At 60.6% G+C, this 19,214-nt stretch carries 15 protein-coding genes and 1 pseudogene; 6 read left to right on the top strand and 10 right to left on the bottom strand.

All coding sequences use genetic code 11. The annotated features are described in order from the left end of the window. Nucleotides 1-469: 469 nt before the first annotated feature. Nucleotides 470-1,417, bottom strand: coding sequence for a 3-keto-5-aminohexanoate cleavage protein (locus tag P0D73_RS44450; RefSeq protein ID WP_408179513.1), 948 nt, complete (start codon nt 1,415-1,417; stop codon nt 470-472). Between the two features lie 1,292 nt (nt 1,418-2,709). Then, nucleotides 2,710-4,137, bottom strand: coding sequence for a substrate-binding domain-containing protein (locus P0D73_RS44445; protein WP_408436060.1), 1,428 nt, complete (start codon nt 4,135-4,137; stop codon nt 2,710-2,712). 180 nt (nt 4,138-4,317) lie between these two features. Between P0D73_RS44445 and P0D73_RS44440 the strand changes: the two genes are divergently transcribed. Then, on the top strand, nt 4,318-5,316 hold the full coding sequence (locus tag P0D73_RS44440) for an ABC transporter substrate-binding protein (RefSeq protein ID WP_408179509.1): 999 nt from the start codon (nt 4,318-4,320) through the stop codon (nt 5,314-5,316). 347 nt (nt 5,317-5,663) lie between these two features. Here P0D73_RS44440 and P0D73_RS44435 read toward each other — a convergent pair whose 3' ends face one another. The 4 genes and pseudogenes from P0D73_RS44435 to P0D73_RS47110 form a co-directional block, all read right to left on the bottom strand. Next, nucleotides 5,664-6,260, bottom strand: a complete 597-nt coding sequence (locus tag P0D73_RS44435) for an FAD-binding protein (protein WP_408320614.1) — start codon at nt 6,258-6,260, stop codon at nt 5,664-5,666. Between the two features lie 37 nt (nt 6,261-6,297). After that, nucleotides 6,298-7,170: a 4Fe-4S dicluster domain-containing protein gene (locus P0D73_RS44430; protein ID WP_408320612.1), complete on the bottom strand. Its 873-nt coding sequence runs from the start codon at nt 7,168-7,170 to the stop codon at nt 6,298-6,300. Next, nucleotides 7,140-9,497, bottom strand: a complete 2,358-nt coding sequence (locus tag P0D73_RS44425) for a molybdopterin-dependent oxidoreductase (protein WP_507028608.1) — start codon at nt 9,495-9,497, stop codon at nt 7,140-7,142. Before P0D73_RS44425 ends, P0D73_RS44430 begins: the two co-directional genes overlap by 31 nt. 15 nt (nt 9,498-9,512) lie before the next feature. Beyond that, nucleotides 9,513-9,704, bottom strand: a pseudogene (locus P0D73_RS47110) (hypothetical protein); the annotation flags it as partial. A 45-nt stretch (nt 9,705-9,749) separates the two neighbouring features. Here P0D73_RS47110 and P0D73_RS44420 point away from each other — a divergent pair. Next, a complete protein-coding gene (locus P0D73_RS44420) occupies nt 9,750-9,980 on the top strand; it encodes a hypothetical protein (protein WP_408320621.1) in 231 nt (76 codons plus the stop codon). A gap of 533 nt (nt 9,981-10,513) precedes the next feature. Continuing rightward, complete coding sequence (locus P0D73_RS44415) at nt 10,514-11,053, top strand: MarR family winged helix-turn-helix transcriptional regulator (protein WP_408436058.1); 540 nt, start codon at nt 10,514-10,516, stop codon at nt 11,051-11,053. 147 nt (nt 11,054-11,200) lie between these two features. Here P0D73_RS44415 and P0D73_RS44410 read toward each other — a convergent pair whose 3' ends face one another. The 3 genes from P0D73_RS44410 to P0D73_RS44400 form a co-directional block, all read right to left on the bottom strand. After that, the gene (locus tag P0D73_RS44410; RefSeq protein ID WP_408320608.1) at nt 11,201-12,187 is read right to left on the bottom strand and encodes a 2Fe-2S iron-sulfur cluster-binding protein; all 987 of its coding nucleotides are present in this window, start codon (nt 12,185-12,187) and stop codon (nt 11,201-11,203) included. Nucleotides 12,188-12,562: 375 nt separating this feature from the next. After that, nucleotides 12,563-13,033 (bottom strand): aromatic-ring-hydroxylating dioxygenase subunit beta, encoded by a 471-nt coding sequence (locus tag P0D73_RS44405; protein WP_408436056.1) that lies wholly within the window; start codon nt 13,031-13,033, stop codon nt 12,563-12,565. 2 nt (nt 13,034-13,035) lie between these two features. Then, nucleotides 13,036-14,307, bottom strand: a complete 1,272-nt coding sequence (locus P0D73_RS44400) for an aromatic ring-hydroxylating dioxygenase subunit alpha (protein WP_408320602.1) — start codon at nt 14,305-14,307, stop codon at nt 13,036-13,038. 122 nt (nt 14,308-14,429) lie between these two features. On the opposite strand from P0D73_RS44400, the gene P0D73_RS44395 reads away from it, so the two are divergent. After that, nucleotides 14,430-15,260, top strand: a complete 831-nt coding sequence (locus P0D73_RS44395) for an IclR family transcriptional regulator domain-containing protein (RefSeq protein ID WP_408320600.1) — start codon at nt 14,430-14,432, stop codon at nt 15,258-15,260. Between the two features lie 414 nt (nt 15,261-15,674). Here the strand turns inward: P0D73_RS44395 and P0D73_RS44390 are convergent, their stop codons facing one another. Beyond that, complete coding sequence (locus P0D73_RS44390) at nt 15,675-16,406, bottom strand: IclR family transcriptional regulator domain-containing protein (RefSeq protein ID WP_243658385.1); 732 nt, start codon at nt 16,404-16,406, stop codon at nt 15,675-15,677. 225 nt (nt 16,407-16,631) lie between these two features. Between P0D73_RS44390 and P0D73_RS44385 the strand changes: the two genes are divergently transcribed. Continuing rightward, nucleotides 16,632-17,390: an SDR family NAD(P)-dependent oxidoreductase gene (locus tag P0D73_RS44385; RefSeq protein ID WP_408320598.1), complete on the top strand. Its 759-nt coding sequence runs from the start codon at nt 16,632-16,634 to the stop codon at nt 17,388-17,390. An 11-nt stretch (nt 17,391-17,401) separates the two neighbouring features. After that, entirely contained in the window at nt 17,402-18,859 is a 1,458-nt protein-coding gene (locus tag P0D73_RS44380) for an NAD-dependent succinate-semialdehyde dehydrogenase (RefSeq protein ID WP_408320596.1), read from the top strand. Nucleotides 18,860-19,214: the final 355 nt, after the last annotated feature.

Genomic DNA, 19,214 nt, shown 5'->3' with positions numbered 1-19,214 from the left:
ACTCTCCTTTTGCTCTCGAACGCTCACATCCGCAATAGACCTGATACTGCGCCCGCCATGTGTTTCCTGGGCAGGGCTTCGAGCTGCACAACCCTTCAGGCGCAAGCCATCCCGAAGACGCGGAATGGGCAACGGACTCGCGACCTCCGCGCGTCCGACGTAGCCGGATCGAACCTTTCTGCATCACGTATTCTATTCATCATGCTTGGCCGGTCTGAGAGCGAAGTTGCTCGCCAATCAGAGCAGGATTTCACTACCCGGAAGCCATCACCGGTCGCGTGCGTGTTCATCTACGAGGACCTGGCGTCCTCCTTCCTGAGTCACGAGGACGTCGCCCCGAGTGCAACGCGGTACAGCGGTGTCGGCTATGCGAAGCGGGCTTCGTCTGCGTTGATCTTTGCATCCAAACACCTACTCCCGTTGTGCCTGCGCCGCTGTCCGCTTGCGCGGCCATGGCCGCGCGATCCCTTTAAGTTCGGGCCGGCTTGCCGATCAGTTCCCGGTATTCATTAGCCGTTGCCGGCTTGCGGCCGAGCAGGGCGGCAATGTCTTTCGCCATCGTGAACATCTCGAGATTGCTCTTGAGGCGCTCGTCGCTGTTCGGGTATTTCCACGGCGTGTCTTCCGTGCCGACGCGGATATGCAGACCCATCATGGTGGCGAGGGTGGTCATATAGAGCGATGCGCGGCCTGCCGCGCAGACGCTGATAACCGAGGTCGGATCGATCTTGCGAATCTGGTCGACCATCAGGAACATGTGTTGCGTCATGTCCTGGGCGTCGCTAACCCAAGTGCCCGACACCAGCGTGCGGCCGACATTGAACGGCAGACCGTAGAGGATCAGCCAGTTGTACGGCTTCTTGAGGATGCCGGTATCGATCAGCTTGCGCTTGGCAAGCTCGATTTCGCCGGAGCTATGGACCGCCAGCTCGGGCTTGACCCCTACTTCCTCGAGCGTCATGACGGCCGGCAACGCGAAGGCTTCCGGATGGCCCGGCGCGCAGGGTGCGACTTCGGTCAGGCCTTCGCGAGCGGGACTCAGGCACATATCGAACGTCGTGCCGTTCAGCACGTTCACGTTCGGTACGAAATCGTTGCCGAAGCGGGCGCGCAGCGGCTCGATAACCTGCTTGTACGCTTCGACCGGCAGGATGTCGCGATCCATGCGGCGCCCCTGCGCGTCGGTCATGAATGAGAAGTCGATGTGAACGCCGCAAGCACCGGCCTCGATTACGCTGGTCGCTTCATCCACGTACGCCTGGAAGGACGACGTGTCTTCAAAGCGGCCGGAAACCGCGGCGTTGATTGCGACCTTCTCCGACACGTTCCACTTGGGCTGCAACTCGGCCCCTGCAATAAACTGGTACTCCTCCAATTCGCGTTTGGCGGCTTCCCAGAGTGGCAGTTTTTCGGTCATGATGATCCTCAACACAGGTAGTGAATTTAGGTTCGCAAATCTTACGAACCCACGGCAATCAATTTGAGAGGTTCTGGCGGGTCGATCCGGAGAAGCCGCGGCCCGTATCCGCCTTGCGCGAGACGCGAAACGTTTTGCGCTGCGTGGAGGCTTCCCGGATTGCCCGCATAGGCGCTTCGAGCCGCACGTCGTTGGAGGGGAGACCCGAACCCTGGCTGGAGTGCTTGCACACCACGGCGACCTCCTCACCACGTCCATATCCACACATTCGAGATCCTCGAGTCCGCTTCTGCCCCTGCGACCCCTACGCGGTAAGAAACGCAGGGATGCAAGGAGCTGGTCACTCTCGTAATTAAATCGGTTTTGCTGAGATAATTCCGCAATCAATCGATTTATATAGAATCATGCGTCATAGAATGAAATAAGTCAAGGAACCCAGGGAATGCCCTGATGAACGGCGTGTGGGCGACGGTCCTGTGCCGCCTGTCGGTGAGCATTTGTTGAGGAATGAGCGAATGGCCACGTCATACCCACTTTGATCGCTGCAGCGGATCACTTTGACAAGCCCCCAATGACGCGGCCGTGAATGCGCAGACGGAGGTCGTCGATGACCGTGACAGAACCTTGTCGTGGTTGACGCTAACGCTTCATCGTCTCTACGACCTTGAAGCGCAGAAGATCCTCGGGAACCGGCTGTGTGCATACTGCAGGGTGTTGCCGAATCGAAGATTGTTCACTGAACTACCGTCCGACGTTGGGTGACGTAGTCGGGCCCCCGCGATGCTCGCATCGGGTGTCACCCTGCTCTGGGCATACGCGTCGCGCGTACCTAAAGCCACCGTTGTAGCGCAACGAATTTGCGCCCGACGCGGTCGCCCGGGCGACGACGGATGCCGTCGCCACGAGAGCGAAAGCGATTAATACCTTGGAAGGCATGCCGATCAATTGCGCATGCGAAATTCATTGGATGAGGCATGGAACACTGACCGGGACGTTGCCGGTCCCTGTCCTTGCCATCGCGAAGCACCGTGATGCGGTTGGCGATCTTTTGCGCTTCGCGAATACGGTGGCGTGCGCCGGTTCGGTGTTACCCGAGGTTTGCTCGTCATTGATGACGACGCGCCCGCCGTCAGCGACGAGGGCGCCCGAAGCCACAGCCATGAGGGTGGATCTGCCCGCGCCGTTTTCTCCGACAGGGTAACGTTGTCAAGTGCCCGCACGCCGGGAAAGATCGTCGTCACCCCATCGGTCTGCCGCAGTGAATGCTGTTCGTTCAGGACTCTAATCGGCTATCAATGCTCGAACACGGCCTTCAGCTTTTCCGGCGGGAGCGCGGAGGTGAGGTCGGCATCCGGCGGTGCCGCGGGGTCGCACTTCGGGTCGAGCCCCTTCGCGCTGTCCGCATACGGGAACGGAAGGATGGAAGGGGATTCCTTGTTGACGGTTCCTTGGTAGGCAGCGACGCCCTGGCGTACCGCAAAACGCACGTAAGTCGTCGTGCCGTCGAGTGTGTAATAGGGATATGGCTTGCCCGACTGTTTCGCCGCGACAAAATGGCAGTTCACCTGGTTGTCGCTTGCAATCGTCGCGATGGCGGGGACCGGAAGGTGAGCCTGTTCGAATGCCTTTACGGCGGCCAGCGCGGTTTCGCCACCATCCGTCACGATGGCGTCGATCTTCGGATACTGCGCGATGAGACCAACCGTGGCCTTCTGGGCGTCGACGGGATTCCAATTCGTCACGATGTACTGCTCGTTGAGCAACTTCAGACCCGGGTACTTCTTGAGTCCGCTTCTCAGACCGTCCATGAAGTTTTGGGAGGTGGTCGCTCCGGGCGATCCACCCATGAACACTACATTTCCCTTCTTGAGTGTGGTTCCCAGCCAGTCAGCCCACATGACACCGATCTGCTGCGTATTGCCCACCACGTTGACGACGTAGTCACGGCCGGGTACGCCAGCCATTTGAGCCGAGTACGGGACAACCGCGACGCCCGCCTTCATGGCCGCCCGCATTGCGGGAAGCTGAACCGCGCCGAAGTCAGGAAGAAGAATGAGGACGTTGATGCCCTGCGCGACCATGCTGTTGATGTCGGAATTCGCCTTCTGCGGATCGCCGTTGGCATTGCTGTAGATGACCCGTGTGACGTTCTTGCACCGACTGAGCTCGTCCTTGACTTCCGCGAGGCCGGTCTTGCGCCACGTATTACCGCCGTAGCCGTCCGACACGCCGACGATCATCGGCTTCGCGCCGCACATCGGCGTGATGTCGCCTTGATGGTTCGTGATGGAATCTTCCGCCGCGTTGGCAGCGGTACAGATCAAACCCGTGGAAAGAAGCAGGCCGGCGCTTATTTGCGCAATCGAGACGAGCATCTTCCCTCGCCAGTATCGAAGATGGCGCCGGTTCTTGAGGCCGCACTGATGAGCGCACCGAGTCTCTTGCGCAACGAACGGACTTTGCAGTTTTCGCACCGCAACCTGCAATACGCGAAGCTTGAAGAACATGGTGATCCTCGCCTTGGGTGAAGGATGAGTAATGGAAATGGGCCGATCAGGAAAATGGACTCTCCTGTAGCGGCATTGGTACGCGATCCTAAGTGAAGCGATGCGTTGCGAGATAGATTTATATCGAATAATGTTGTTCGGGATGAACGAAGTCAAGCCCCCTGGGGAAAGTCCCTGGCAAGGGCGCACGTGAACGCGCCGGGTGCTGCGCATCCACCCACAGGCTGAAAACGAGACCGGCAATGACCTTCCACGATTCTTGACACATGTAATTCTTAGTAGGATCATGCGATATAGGATCAAATGATTCTGATCTAATCGGCCTCCAGGTACGCGTGGCTGGCTCGTGCTGACACTTTCGTTTCGATTGTTCCGCAACAAGGAGAATAGGTAATGGGAAATCAAAAGCTTCGGCTGTCTATCGCCGTTGGCAACTATGACCGCATGCGGCCGCTGATCGATGGCGATGTTCAGATCGACGGCGTAGATCCGGTCTTCATGCTGCAGGAGCCTGAGGAGATCTTCTTTCGCGCGTTTCGGCACGCCGACTACGACATCTGCGAGCTCTCGCTCAGCAGCTACTCGGTCAAGACGGCCGCGGGCGCGTCGTCTTATATCGCCGTGCCGGTCTTTCCGTCGCGGGCGTTCCGGCATACGTCGATCTACGTGCGAGCGGACCGGGGGATCGAGAAGCCTGAAGACCTGAAGGGCAAGCGCATTGGGGTCCCCGAGTACCAGCTCACCGCCAATGTCTGGGTCCGTCTCTTTCTTGAGGAGGAGTATGGGGTCAAGGCATCGGACGTGACCTGGGTGCGCGGCGGCTACGAAGATCCGGCCAGAGTCGAGAAGATCGCGCTGAACTTGCCTGGTGACATCAGGCTTGAAGACGCCCCCGAAGGCGAAACCATCTCCGGACTTCTGGCGGCGGGGAAGATCGATGCCGTCATCGGTCCGCGCGCGCCTTCCTGCTTTGACCAGGGCCATCCGCAGGTTCGGTATCTCTTCGACGATCCACACAAAACTGCGGCCGATTGGTATGCGCGCACAAAGCTGTTTCCGATCATGCACACGCTGGGTGTCAGAAAGACGCTCGCCGACCAGCATCCGTGGCTGCCGGGTGCACTCGTGAAGGCATTCGAGAAATCGAAGGCCCTCGCGCTCGCGCGGCTCAGCGAGACCGGGGCGACCAAAGTGACCTTGCCGTTCGTCGAAGATCAGTTGCGGGCAGCGCGCAAGCTGATGGGCTTCGACTTCTGGTCGTACGGATTTGCCGAAAACGAGCAGACCATCGATCGCTTCCTTGCCCAGCATCATGCCGAGGGGCTTTCCAGCCGGCGGTTGCAGCCGCACGAGCTGTTTCACCCTGCGAGCCTCGAAAGCTTCAAGATCTGATTCTTACAGCTGACCTCATTAGGGGCAGCGCGTTGCCAAGCGCGCCTGCCCCGGTACGTCGTTCTCGTCCCCCGATCCGCTCCAAGCCAGGAATCCCGTCTCGAGCCGCGCCGGCTAGCCTCAGCGCAGCGTGCCCGCCAGCGCGCGGCACGTGAACGAAGCCGCCTCGTTGGTGAAGCGGTTTCCATCCTTGCCGACCGCGATGAAACCGCGTTGCTCATCAATCCGAGTTTGAGATTGACCGTAGGCTTGCGGGAGTGCTCGCGGCGCATGTCAGCGTCTCCCGGGTAGCCGCCGGTTGCTATCACCACACCGCCGCGCGCACGAACAAGGATGGCACGTCGGTTTCAAATCACTTCCGCGCCCACGACCGTGCCGTCTTCCGTAATCAGTCGGGTCGCGGATGCGTGTAGCCAGACCTCGACCTGACGATCGCGTAGGGTCTTGTACAAACGGTCGATAAGCGCGTTTCCGCCAGCGAGCCGAGTGCTGCGGTGATGATTGAGTCGATCGACGCCATAGCAGGCTAAGCGCTTCAGCACGTGAACGAGCGTGCGTGCGGACCGAGTGACAGACAGAAATTGAAGGAGATCGACCAGGTCAAGCATCATGCCGCCGAACGGCGCTAATGCCGGCAGTGGTGCACGCAGGTCCTTAAAATGAGAGCCAAGCTGGCGACCATCGAATTCGAGCGGCGCATGGGCGCGCCCGAACGTGCCACCGGGCAGCTCGGGATAGTAGTCCGGGTAGTTGAGCGCGACCACTTCCAGTTCGCAATGACGCAACAGATAGTCGAGGGCGAGGCGGCCCTTGGTTTTCTCCAGCAGGAGAGGCTCGAGCCCCACGCTCTCCGTTACGATTGCAGCACCCATGCCAGCCGCGCCCGCACCAATGATGATAACGTCGACCTCATGACCCCGGCGGCTCTTTGTAGCGTTATGCATCGTGTATGTGCTTCGCGCTCACTCTAGAGACCTGATTTCAATAGAGTAGCGTGCCGAGGTTGACGCTTCCTGTGCGGTCTCTCGTAACGAGGACCTTTTCCGTTCCATCCTTTGTCACTCGCAGCTCGATACGCGAGGACGGCGCAATCAGCCCAGAGAATCGGAAGTCGCCGAAATGGTCGGTCCTGGTTGTGCGTTCGCTTCCATCGGAGGAGTCGCGCAGGACAACTTCGGCACCCTCAAGATTGCGCAGTTGGCCGTCACCCAAGTCTTCGCAGACGTTGCCTGCCACCAGATGGCTGAGCGCATCGTCCAGATTCTTGTAGAAGACGCGCGGCTTGGTGCCTAACTCGGGGCGAATCACTGACAGGTGCTCTTTCTCGACCGTTTCTGCCAATTGGGCGTCCTCGACATTGAACGCTCGGATCGCCTTGGTGGGACAAGCTTGTGCGCAGCGCGGCTCTTTCCAGCCGGCGTCGAGCAGGTGAGCGTCGAAGTTCCAGTTCTGCGGCACCTGTTCCTGTTCGTTCCATTCGATCATGCCGTAAGGGCATGTCCCGACCAGATCGCGCCGGCCACGCGACTTGATCGGGTCGATCACGACGACGCCATCCGGACGCTTGTAGATCGCACCGTCCGAAGCCGCTTTGACGCAGGGTGCGTTGTCACAGTGATTGCAAGTCTTCGGGATATAGGTGACATCGACGAGCGAGCCCTCTCCGCGAACGTGGCGTTCGATCCGGATCGTTTCCAGGCCTTCCGGCGGATGAGGCGCGGAATAACCCGGAAAGGCATTGCCGGCGTACTCGTCCTTGGTTGCGAGGACGCAATTTCTGCAATTGATGCAGAGTGAAACGTCAATGACCAGCGCCCAGCCGTTCACGCTGCTTTCCCGAGTTTTGAGTCCCATTTTTCCACCTCCACCCAGCAAGTATTTGGCATGATCCCGTCCGCGGTCGAACTCATTTTTCCACCTGGCGTCAGGAGATTGAGACAGCCTCCGCGATCGACCAGGCCGATTGAAGTCTCGATCATGTCGAGTTCGGCACACGACTCGTTGCCGCGGGCCACCCCCGCCTTGACGAGCTGAGAAACGTCGACGGCACAGATGACGGACGCCTGCGAGTTGTAGACCCGAACCAGATTGCCACGCTGTAGACCGCGAGTTTCTGCATCCCGGGAACTCAATCGCAGGACCCAATATCGATATCCACCGACCTCCATCCGGTGTTCGTCGATCATGCTGATGTGACTGTTCTTCCCGTCAGCATGCGTATGGAAGCTGTAGACCGGATGGTTGGTCACGAGCTGCAGCGGAAACGATTGTTTCACGGTGCTGGCGCGGTTTATGTACCGGTTGACGGCCGGCCTCGCGGGATCAATCTGTTCGATGCGGCGTAGGCTCGACGGCACGAACTCGAACTTGCCCGACTGCGTCGGCAGCCCGTCGCCAAAGCCGATCGAATACGTGGCAGGTAGCGGATTGGGTTCCGGCAAATCCTTCGGACGGCCTTCCGCGAACCAGCGCATATCGACAGGCGGCTTGTCGTCGTCTTTCGGCGGTGGCACGACGTGATAGCCTTTTTGCAGGAATTTCTTCCAGGTGGTCTGCTTGGGCAAGTCCGTTGAATTGAACATCCGCTCGCACCAGGCCAATTCGGAGCAACCGCCTTCCGAGAACATCCCGCCGTATCCAAGCCTTGTCAGGATGTCCAGAAAGATCTGATAGTCGGACTTCGATTCGCCGAGGGGCTCAATGCATTTGTGCTGCATGGTCACTACACGGTGATTGAGCTGGCTCTGCGCATGCTGGATGTAGCCGCCGCAGTTGGCCCATTCGGAGATGTCATCACGTTCGAGCGCGGTACACGCAGGCAGAATGATGTCTGCGAACTGGGCCTCATTTTCCATCCAGATCGACTGGTTGACGATAAATTCCAGCGATGAATGACGATACGCTTCGACGAGCCTGTTCGATCCCGGCGTTGTACCGAACGATGACGAGCCATAGCGGTACAGCATGTGGATGCGGGAATAGCCTGGCCTCGGATACGAGTATTCGGCAAATTGCCCCTCGATCGAGAAGCCGTCCCAAGCGTAGCCTTCCGCGTGTCCCTCCACGATGGCTTCGGCAAGCCGTTGACGCGGAACGGACTGCTTCACCGGGTTGATCGTGATGATGTGAGGCATGCGGCAGTAGTTGTTGGCCGCGCTCGCTGTGTTGTTCAGATCGCCCGAGATTCCGCCCTCGGCATACCCGGGAAAGTAAAAATTGAGGTCCTGCGGTGCACCGATCTGCAAATTGCCGAAGTTGATCCCCGGTTTCCCCCATCCCTGCATCGCCATCATCATGACGACGCTTCGCGCCCATTGAGCACCAGTCTCGGTGCGGCATGCGCCACCAAAGCCCGCGCCAAGACCGCCCGCTGCGAGATAAGTCTTCTTTGATGCCCACAACTGCGCCAGACTGCGGACGTCCTTGGCGGGCACACCGGTTTCGGCTTCCTGCCACTCCGGTGTTTTCGGTGTGCCGTCCTCTTCGCCGAGAACGTAGGCACGCCATTCGTCGAAGCCGGTAGTTTTTGACGCTACGTATTCCTTATCGTAGCTGCCGCTGATCATCCATTCATGCATGATCGCGATCGCGAGCGCCGAGTCGGTACCAGGTTTGATCGGCAGCCATTTTCCGCCAAGGAACTGAGCGGAGTGCGTCAGATAGGGATCGATATGCACGAACTCAATACCGAGGTGCTTGGCCCACAGCCGGCGCTCGGTGCCTTCGAATCCACCATAGACGCCGCTGGTCGATTCGGGATCGCTCGACCAGAACACGATTACCTCGGCATGCTGAAGGCAGTCCTCGGTCGTGCCATAAAAGCTCGGCGTGCCCAGACGCAGGCTGTTGCCGTAGTGATGCATGGCCCCCCAGTACCAGCCTTCCCAACTGATCGGACTCGGTTCGACGCGGGTAAAGCCGATCAGGTTGCCGAAGCGCAGCATCGCGCTCAGGTAGTAGTTGATGTTGCCCCACTGGTGATGTGCGCCCGTGACCATGGCTATCGCTCCAGGGCCGTAGTCCTTCTTCATGCGACGGATTTCTCCAGCGACGATATCGAGGGCTTTGTCCCAGCTGATGCGTTCATAGCCCGAGATCCCGCGATTCTGTGGATTGCGTTCGCCATTCGGGTCGAAGTCGACGCGCTTCATCGGATAGAGGAGGCGCTTTTCGGAGTACACGAGCGATTTGAGGGAGAGCGCGTGCGGGCTGACCGTCGCGCGCCGTGCGGGCGAAAACCGGCGACCTCTCGCCGTGATACTCCAGCTCGGCCCATCTTCCTCTTCGAGATCGATGGGCGTGGTGCGGACGATCTTGTCGTCTTTGACGAAGACGAACACGGGTCCGCCATTGGTGAGTGTGACGTAACGCGTGGTCCCGTCCTTCATCGGCATGCCCTTGCGCCACGCAGCCGTCTTCATCGTGTTGACGAGTTGACCGAACCACACGAGCTTCTGGTCGCTTCCGCCCTGCGTGATCTTGAAGTTCTTGAGCGCATCGATCAGGAACGCATGATCGGTATTCGGCGCGAGCATCTGGCGGGCTGTTGCTACATCCATGAAGACAAGCTCGGCGTCGGGTTTGGGATTCACACCCCAGCTCCCCGACACGGTGCCGTTTCGGAAATGGAGTTGTCTCGAGAGAGTGTTGTCTCTGAGCCGTAGCTGGATGACTCCGCTTCCTGTGGCGAGATGGGCGCGCATGGACGGAAATTTGCGTGCCGCAATACGCAGGACGGTCGGCATGAGCCAGAGGATAAGTGCAAGGATTTTTCGTTGCATGAGAACGTCACCCCTGAGCAGAACTGCGCTTTGATTGGACGCAACGACTGCCGGTCAGGCATCGGTCGACCAGCCGGCTACCGGGGCTGATCCGAGGCGTCGTTGCCGATAGGGTCTTTCTCATTTTTAGATCCACCTTTTGTCTCCGTGTTTCGGGAACGGTCCGCGACGTCGGTCCAGACTGTTCCAAATTGCGCCTTGATGAGCGAATTTTGCGGAGCAGTGCGACGCAGCGATCGATCACGTTGTATGATCTTACCTGCAACGGATCATTTGCAGGGCAATGATACCGATAAAAATAAACCTACATCGAATGATATTATTTGGTATAAATAAAGTCAAGTGCTCCTATGGTGGGGGTGCCCTGAGTACTGCTATTCGTGGCCCCGTTTGCCCATACATAAAGGAATGAGGAAATGCCCAAGTCGAATCCCGGCGTCGCCAAGGCAACTTTGGATCGTGAGCCGCCAGGCGAGGCGGCCGCGAAGCTGTCGCCCGAACTATTTGATGAGCGTGGCCGAACTGTGCCGTGGATGGCCAAGACGGTGCGCCGGCTCTATGATGCACAGGGTCAGAAAATTCTCGATAGAGAAAACTTGGCCATTGCGTATTGGTATTACCTCCGCATACTGGCCGAGCGCGGCGAGTTGAATCAGCTCGAATTAAGTAAGCGAGTGGGGATTGCCTCGACGACCGCAGTGCCGGCACTCGACAACCTGGAAAAGCGCGGGCTGGTGCAAAGAATTCGAGATCCTAAAGACCGAAGGAAGTATCACGTCAGTCTTAAGGACGAGGGTAGGCGCTTGGTCGACGACATGTTGCCGCAGCTCGTGGACATGTTTTCAGCCTCGCTCGACGGAGTTTCCCCGCAGGACATGCAGGTGTTCTGGAAGGTCGCGCACCAGATTGAGAAAAATCTGGTTCAGATGTCCAAGGACGATACGACCTTGGACTGATGGCTTCGGGTGGATATTGCGGTTTACAACGTGCGTCGTAGCCATTCTATCGAAGAGGGAAATAGATCGAAGCGCCGCGAACGCATCGCTGCGACGGCCAGATAGCCGACCATCAGGCCCACCAACGCGGGCACTGATTCGGGCGCGTCAGCCGGTATGGACGAACGCGTCGCTGAAGAAGTCGTCTTCGGGCAAGCCGGCCTTAACGAAGGTGTCGCGCGCGGCGCTCGTCATCGACGGATTGCCGCATGCGTACACCTCATATCCCGCGAGCGAGTCGAAGTCTTCGAGCACGGCCTCGTGCACGAAGCCGCGCCGGCCCGTCCACGCCTCGTCGGCCTCGGACAGCACCGGCACGAACTTCACGCGTCCATTGTCGTGCCATTTCTGCGCGAGTGCCGCGAGGTAGAGGTCTTCGGCGCGGCGCGCGCCCCAGTACAGATGCAGCGGCCGTTCGAGCCTGCGCTTGATGGCGTCCTCGACGATCGACTTCACCGGCGCGAACCCCGTGCCTGTCGCAAGCAACACGGCGGGCCTGTCCGACCCTTCGCGCAGCGTGAACTCTCCGAACGGCAGCTCAATGCGCAGCCTGTCGCCCTTCGCCATGCGGCTGAGCGCGCCTTCGGAGAACCGGCCGCCGGGCACGTGGCGCACGTGCAACTGCACGCTGTCGTTTTCGTGCGGCGCATTCGCCATCGAATAGTTGCGCCGCGTACCGTCCTCCAGCTCGACCTGCAGATATTGGCCGGCACCGAACTTCGCACGCACGCCCGCGGGCAGCCGCAACTGCAGAATGCTGACGTCGGCGGCCGGCTGCGTGATGCGGTACACGGAGGCCTCGAGCGTCCTGCGCGCGACGAGGTCGCGCTTCTCGATGCGGCGTGGCGCGATCGCCAGGTCGGTGTCGGGGCGCAGGCAGCACAGCAGCGCGCGCTCGGCCGGCGCCACCACTGCGCCCTGCACCGGCGAACGCCCTTGGCCCGCCACGAGGCGCCCTTCGCAGGACGCGCAGACGCCCTTGCGACACGAGTACGGCACCGCATAGCCGGCGCGTTCGGCCGCGTCGAGGACGGTTTCACCGGCCGCGCACGGGAACGTTATGTCGCTGTCAGCGACGGAAATTCGAAAATCCAAGATATGACCTCCATGCGTTGTTAGCTTGGTGTCGGGCGAAGTTCGGGGCGGATCAGTCGATGGGCGCCGGCATCGTGCCCGTCGTTACGTGAGCACGTGTGCCGAAACCGCTGTCGTGACCGACCCTCGAAATGATCACGGAAACACCCGGCGAGAGCGCCGCCGAATGACGGCCAGCGTGTCGCGCACAAGCGCCGCGGGTGCGCATCGCCGCGCATGCCTGCGGATGACACGCGTGTGGCCGAACAGCACGATGCGCGGATGCAACGCCGGCTCGTGCGCCCGTGCCCACGTGGCGTTGACGGCGATCTCCGGACCGATGCCGTGCGGGCCGCCCACCGCCATCGCGCGCCCGCCCGGCCAGGTTCGCGGGCGTCATAGCGGCAACGCGAGCAGCGTGTCGATACGCGAGCTGTCGCACACGACGACGCGCTCGCGCAACCGCACGCCCGCCTCGTCGCGCACGTACACGTCGCAATAGCGGCCCGTCGCGAACAGGTCTGTGGTCCCGTCGCGCATGACGCGCGCGACTATGAACGAGGTTTCGCTGCGCGCCTCGGCGCCGTCGTCGCTGATCACGTACGGCTGCCCGAGCAAATGACGATAGACGTGCCGTTCATAGATATTGGCGTCGCGCAGCGACGCGACCCGGTCGACCAGCATCCCGTGCGAGGCGGCGTAGATCATGCTGCCCACGAGGCCGCGGCGATGGTTATCGGCGGTCGTGACCCTATACACACACGACGTGGTGAAGAACTCGGGCCACTGCCCGAGGTCGCCATCGTCGATGCAGCGCACGTATTCGGCCTGCTCGCGGGCGATCAGTTGATGGATGTCCTGCGTCATCGTCAATATCCCATTGCGTTACGGTAGGCCTTCCAGAAGCCGCGAATCGAAGCTTCCGTCACGCGACTCGCGCTGCTGGTCGTGCCGTCGCCGCCCATCTCGATCACCGAGCGTGCGTCGCTTGCCCCGTCGATGCCGCGCTGCACGAAGCCACCCACGCAGCCGTCTTCCATCGAGACATAGCCGGCCGGGCCCACGAGATTCGACTGGCGCAGACGCATTTCCCGCAACCCGGGCGTATCGTCCTCGAAGCCGAGATAGGTCCAGTTCAGTTCGGTCTGGCGCGCGCCGCGCGGCAGGATCTGGCGCACCGCGATGGCGTTCTGGATCTGCTGCAGCACGAAGCCTGGAAACACTGAAAGAATCTGCAGCGTGATGCCGTCGCCGAACTCGTCGGTGCCCGTGAGCACCGAGGTGTCTTCGAGGTGGTGGCCGCTTTCCGAGCGGATCTTCTGGCCCGTGTAGTCGTTCGTGGCCGCCTGCGCCGCCGCTTCAGCCGCGTGATCGACTGCTGAATAGCTGACGTGATGGCCGCCGGTGGGGTCGACGATGATGCCACCGCGCTGCGACAGCTTGTTCAACTGGAAGGTCGTGAAGAACAGATGCAGGATGCTCGCATGATAGGAATCCTTCACGTTTTCGAAATAGAGCTTCCAGTTGTTCGGCAGCATCTGCGTGAAGCGACCGAGCACGACGGGCGTACGGTTTTCGAGTACGCGCGCGATGCGTTCGACGATCTCGTCGCCGAGGTATTCGTCGAGCGGCGCCACGTCGTCGGAGAAGCTGCCGAACACGAGACCGTGCAGCGTCGCTACCCGCAGCTTGCGCAAGCCGTGATCGCCGAGGCAGAAGTCTTCCTTCATACCGCCCTGGCCGTTGATGCCGTCCCGGAACGCGACGCCGAGCAGATCGCCCTGCAGACTGTAGGTCCACGCATGGTAGACGCAGCTGAAGTCCTTCGCGTTGCCCTCGTTTTCCAGGCAAACCATCGCGCCGCGATGCGCGCAGCGGTTTTCGAATGCGTAGAGTTCGCCGTCCGCGTCGCGCGTGACCACCACGGGAGCATCGCCGACGAACGTGCTGCGGAAGTCGCCCGGATTCGGCACCTCGGCTTCGAGGCACAGATAACTCCAGTTCGGACCACGAAAGATCGCCTCCTGCTCGTCCGTATAGATTTCGTCGCTCTGGAACAGCGCATAGGGCACGCGCGTAACGCCCTCGGCGGGCCACTCGATGCTGGCGCGGCGCGCCGGCTGGATGGGGATGATGTTCAAGTTGCTGACTCCGTAGCAGGCATTTGTCAAATGCGGATTGCCGGGGACCGAGGCGGGACTGTCGTTGACAACCTCACCGGGGTGTGTTCGAATATCGTACATTGTTCGATATGAGAACCAATATGACACCCATCAAAAGTCCTGTCAACACAGAGGCCGGCGCCTTGTCGCCTGTCAAGGACGAGGACGAGACAAGCCAGACCCGCGCGAAGGAAGGCATGGGGGGGCTGGCCAAGGGGTTGGCGATCATCGAGGCGTTCGGCGCGAACACCACGCGCATGACCGTCTCGGACGCGGCCCATCTGGCTGACCTGAGCCGCCCCGCGGCGCGGCGCTGCCTGCTGACGCTCGTCGAGCTCGGCTATCTCGCGCACGACGGTAAGTTCTTTACGCCGCTGCCGCGCATGCTACGGCTGGGTGGCGCCTACCTCAGCACGTCGTCGCTACCGCAGATTGCGCAGCCGCTGCTGGCGAGCGCGCGCGACAGGCTACAGGAGTCCGTCTCGCTGGCCGTGCTGGACGAGGGTTATTCGGTGTTCATCGCACGCGCCGAGGCGGTGCGTATCGTGTCGACCGGCGTGAAGCTCGGTGGCCGCCTGCCCGCCTATTGCTCAGCCACGGGACGCGTGTTGCTAGGTGGCCTGCCTGAACAGCAGGTGCGCGCGCACCTCGAAAGCGTGCCGATGAAGCGGCTCACCGACCGCACAGTGGCAAATCTCGACGGCGTGCTGAAGGCGATCCGGCGCGCGACAGAGGACGGCTACGCGATCAGTGACGAGGAACTGGAAATCGGCATGTCAGCGATGGCGGTACCGGTGAAGAACAGCGCCGGGCAGATCGTGGCGGCGCTGAGTGTGAGCGTATTTTCAGGGCGCGTAAGCATCGAAACGTTGCGAGAAAACTTCCTACCGACGTTGCGTGAAACGGCCGGGCGCGTGCAACGCTCGCTATAGGCGAACTGGCGGTCTGCGCATCCGGCCGCCAGGTGTGCTGCCGACTACCGGAGTTTCCTGACGTATGGTGGACGCCACTCAGGCGCGCTCGTGTCAATCGAAACCAGCGCGGTGGCCAACAGGCCAGTCCGTTAGCCTGACCGGGTAGGACCGCGGTGCAACGTTGACAAGTGTTAGGTAGTCTAGACGCGCCTGCCACTCTAACTGATGGTTGCAACATTGTTCGCCGCTCTTGACTGCCGTTCGTCAACCGGTTCGGCATGCAGGAAAGGACCAGGCCTGACGGAGATCACATCGTCGTGACGGCGCGAAACTGGGCGGTAACTGACGATTTCGCCGGCCCCGCGGGCCGTCAACCGCGAGAGTGCGAGCCACGCAGGCTCGCTGATTTTGCTTGGCAGAAGAGGCGGAACGCTACAACAGGGCGGCAAGGTGGCGGCGTGCGATTTCAAGTTCTGGCAGCAGGTGTTCCACCACGCCTTCGCGCGTCATACGGCTTGTGGATACAGAAAGACTCATGGCTGCAATCATTTCGCCACGTGCGTTGCGGATCGGAACTGCGATTGAGCGAATACCGATCTCCAGTTCTTCGTCGATGATGGCGTACCCGTGTTTGCCCACGAATTCAATCTCTTTCATGATGCTGCTGGTCGTAGTACGGGTGTGAGGCGTCAGAGCGGGACGTGCCATTCTGTTCAGCATGAATCTCACCTCGGCCGGTGGTCGCTCTGACAGCAGAACGCGCCCTGTGGCGCTACAGTAAGCAGGCAAGCGCGAGCCAACACCCAAACCGCTGGAAAGGCTGCGCCGATGCGTTGAGCGCGCGACGAAGACTGCATCCTGCGAATCCAGCACAGCGATCGAGGCAGCCTCTTGCGTGCGTTCGCTGGTGATCTCCAGGATAGGTTGTGCGACCTTGGTCAACGGTTCTGAGACTACATAAGCGTAGCCCAGCCTCAGAGCGCGCGGTGCCAGGACAAAACTGTGACCATTCTGCGCGGCATAGCCCAGCCTGCACAGTGTCAGCAAACTCCGTCGTACCGAACCCTTAGTATGGCCGGTTATCTCTGCCGCTTGTGTCAGAGTCAGCGGCCCCTTCTTCATACCGAATGCTTCGATGATGGACAGCCCTTTTTCGAGCCCCATCACGTATTCCGGTTCGTTTTCCCGTGGTTCCTTCCCCTCCGAATGAGACGCCATAAACCCTCGCGAAATTCGAATTTCGTACAAAAGTCCGGTATCCGGAAATTGTAGCCGGGATCTTTGACATCTGATCGGGTATGTAGCGAAATGCAGCAAAGGGCCCGCGATTCCTCGGTGAAACGGGCCTCACTCATTGCTACCTAAAGTCTTCCGACTGCGAAGGAAACTATGAAACCTGAATTACCCAAGCGCCTTATTGTCACCGGCGGTGCCAGCGGTATTGGCTACGCCTTCAGCGAACACCTTGCACAACTGGGGCACCGTGTCGTCATCGCCGACCTGCGTGGCGCCGAGGAAGCCGCGGCACGGCTTCGTGAGGCCGGACATCAGGCCATCGGCCTGCGCACGGACGTTGTCAGCCAGGCGGATGTCGCTGACATGACGGCCGCAGCGGTCTCGGAGTTCGGTGGAATCGATGGCCTAGTCAATAACGCCGCGCTATTTACCACCTTGGCACTCAAGCCGTTTGAGCAGATCACCAATCAGGAATGGATGCGGGTGATGGAAGTCAACACGCTGGGTCCATTTAACTGTGCCAAAGCGGTGTTGCCGCAACTGCGCCAAAGCGGTCGGGGGCGTTTGGTGAACATCGCTTCCACCGTGCCAATGAAGGGGCCGGTGAATATGGCGCATTACGTGGCCAGCAAGGGGGCGGTCATTGCCTTCACGCGTTCACTTGCGCGGGAGCTGGCGAAGGACCTCATCACGGTCAATGCGATTGCTCCGGGCTTCACGCTAAGCGACGGCGTGCTGCAGACTGATCTGCAAGACCGCATTGGTGAAAACGCCCGTACTTCCGGCCGCTGTATCCAGCGCGATCAGGTGCCAAACGACCTCGTGGCGGCGCTGGCGTACCTGGTCAGTGATGGCGCCGGCTTTGTCACCGGCCAGACCCTCGCCGTGGACGGCGGTAGTGTATTCCTATGAGCCAGGCCACCATGAGCACCACAACCGCACCTTACGAAGCACTCGCCCTCTACATCGGTGGCCGTTTGCTGAGCGCCGATGGGCGACCCGAACAGGATGTGATCAACCCTGCGACTGGCAAGGCGTTCGCCCGATTGCCGCACGCTACGCCCCAGGATCTGGATGACGCCGTGAGCGCAGCGGCCGATGCATTCCAGGTCTGGCGGCACACCCCGGCAATCGAACGCTCAACGCTGCTGCGCCGCGTTGCCTCGTTGATCCGGGAGCGAGCTCCGCAGATCGCCCGCAACATTACGCTCGACCAGGGCAAGCCTTTGACTGAAGCCATTCAGGAAGTACTCAGCTGTGCTGAGCACGCTGAATGGCATGCGGAGGAGTGCCGGCGTATTTATGGGCGCGTGATCCCGGCGCGCACACCGGGTGTGCAGCAGACGGTCTCCCGTGAGCCCATAGGTGTTTGCGCTGCGTTCACACCTTGGAACTTTCCCTTCAACCTGGCGCTACGCAAGGTGGTCGCTGCCTTGGGCGCGGGCTGCACGGTGGTACTCAAGGGCCCGGAGGAGTCGCCAAGCGCAGTGGTGGCGCTGGCGCGCATATTCCACGATGCAGGTTTGCCAGCGGGATGCCTCAACGTCGTCTGGGGCGTGCCGTCCGAGGTTTCCCGGCATCTCATCAACGCTCCCGCGGTGCGAAAGATTTCGTTCACTGGCTCCATCTCTGTCGGCAAACAGCTGGCGTCGCTGGCCGGCGCGCACATGAAGCGCATGACGATGGAACTGGGCGGCCACTCGCCGGTGCTGGTGTTCGATGATTCCGACGTAGAACAGGCAGCGCGTTTTCTGGCGCGCACCAAGACACGCAATGCGGGTCAGGTCTGCATGGCACCGAGCCGCTTCTTCGTGCACGAAAAAGTCTATGAGAAGTTCGTGGATGCCTTCGCTGCGGAATACGCGCCGCTCCGGGTTGGAGACGGCCTCGATCCCCAGACCCAGATGGGACCGCTGGCCCACGAACGACGTTTGGACGCAATGCAGGCCCTGGTGACGGACGCGCGGGAGCGCGGGGCATCGCTGGTTTGCGGTGGCAGCCGTCTGACTGAAACAGGCTACTTCTTCGCCCCGACCATCCTCACCGGCGTGCCCGATACCGCGCGCCTGATGGTCGAGGAACCGTTCGGACCCGTTGTGCCGGTAACGAAGTTCAGTAGCACTGAAGAGGCTTTGTCACGTGCCAACGCGCTGCCATACGGCCTGGCCTCCTACGTGTTCACCAGTTCGATCGCGACCGCCGAATACGTTGCTGGCCGTATCGAGGCCGGAATGGTCGGCATCAATCATTTCGGCCTGGCACTGGCCGAGACGCCGCTGGGTGGCGTGAAGGATAGCGGTATGGGCAGCGAAGGCGGCAGCGAGACGTTCGATAGCTACCTCGTGACCAAGTTCGTGTCGCAGGCCAGTCGGGTGCCCTGACATTAACGTGACCGGAGCCATTCGTCCGTGACCCCCGTACCAGCAGACTGGGGTGCATTTGTGAGAACGCGTTCGTATGGTGTCCTCGGCCGACTGCATCGGCACTGGCCGCAGCGCGAGCGAAGAACGGGGAAGACGAGTCGGCCTATTGACGTAGGAGATTGGGGAGGCAGTCAACAAAAAACATGCATGGCTAGCAAGCTGGTCCCGGCGAACGAATACCGGCCTTGGTGGGCAAGCCAGGCAAATCATGATGGAAAATGCCAGCACGCCAATTGCCATATGAACTTTGCTTGCCGACGTCGACAGAGGAGGCAAGAGGCGACGGAGGCAGTGTTGGAGAACGAAGGAGGTG

Origin of the sequence: Paraburkholderia sp. RL18-101-BIB-B, assembly GCF_046026985.1 — a bacterium.
Lineage (GTDB): Bacteria > Pseudomonadota > Gammaproteobacteria > Burkholderiales > Burkholderiaceae > Paraburkholderia.
This window is presented reverse-complemented; position numbering and strand designations above follow the sequence as displayed.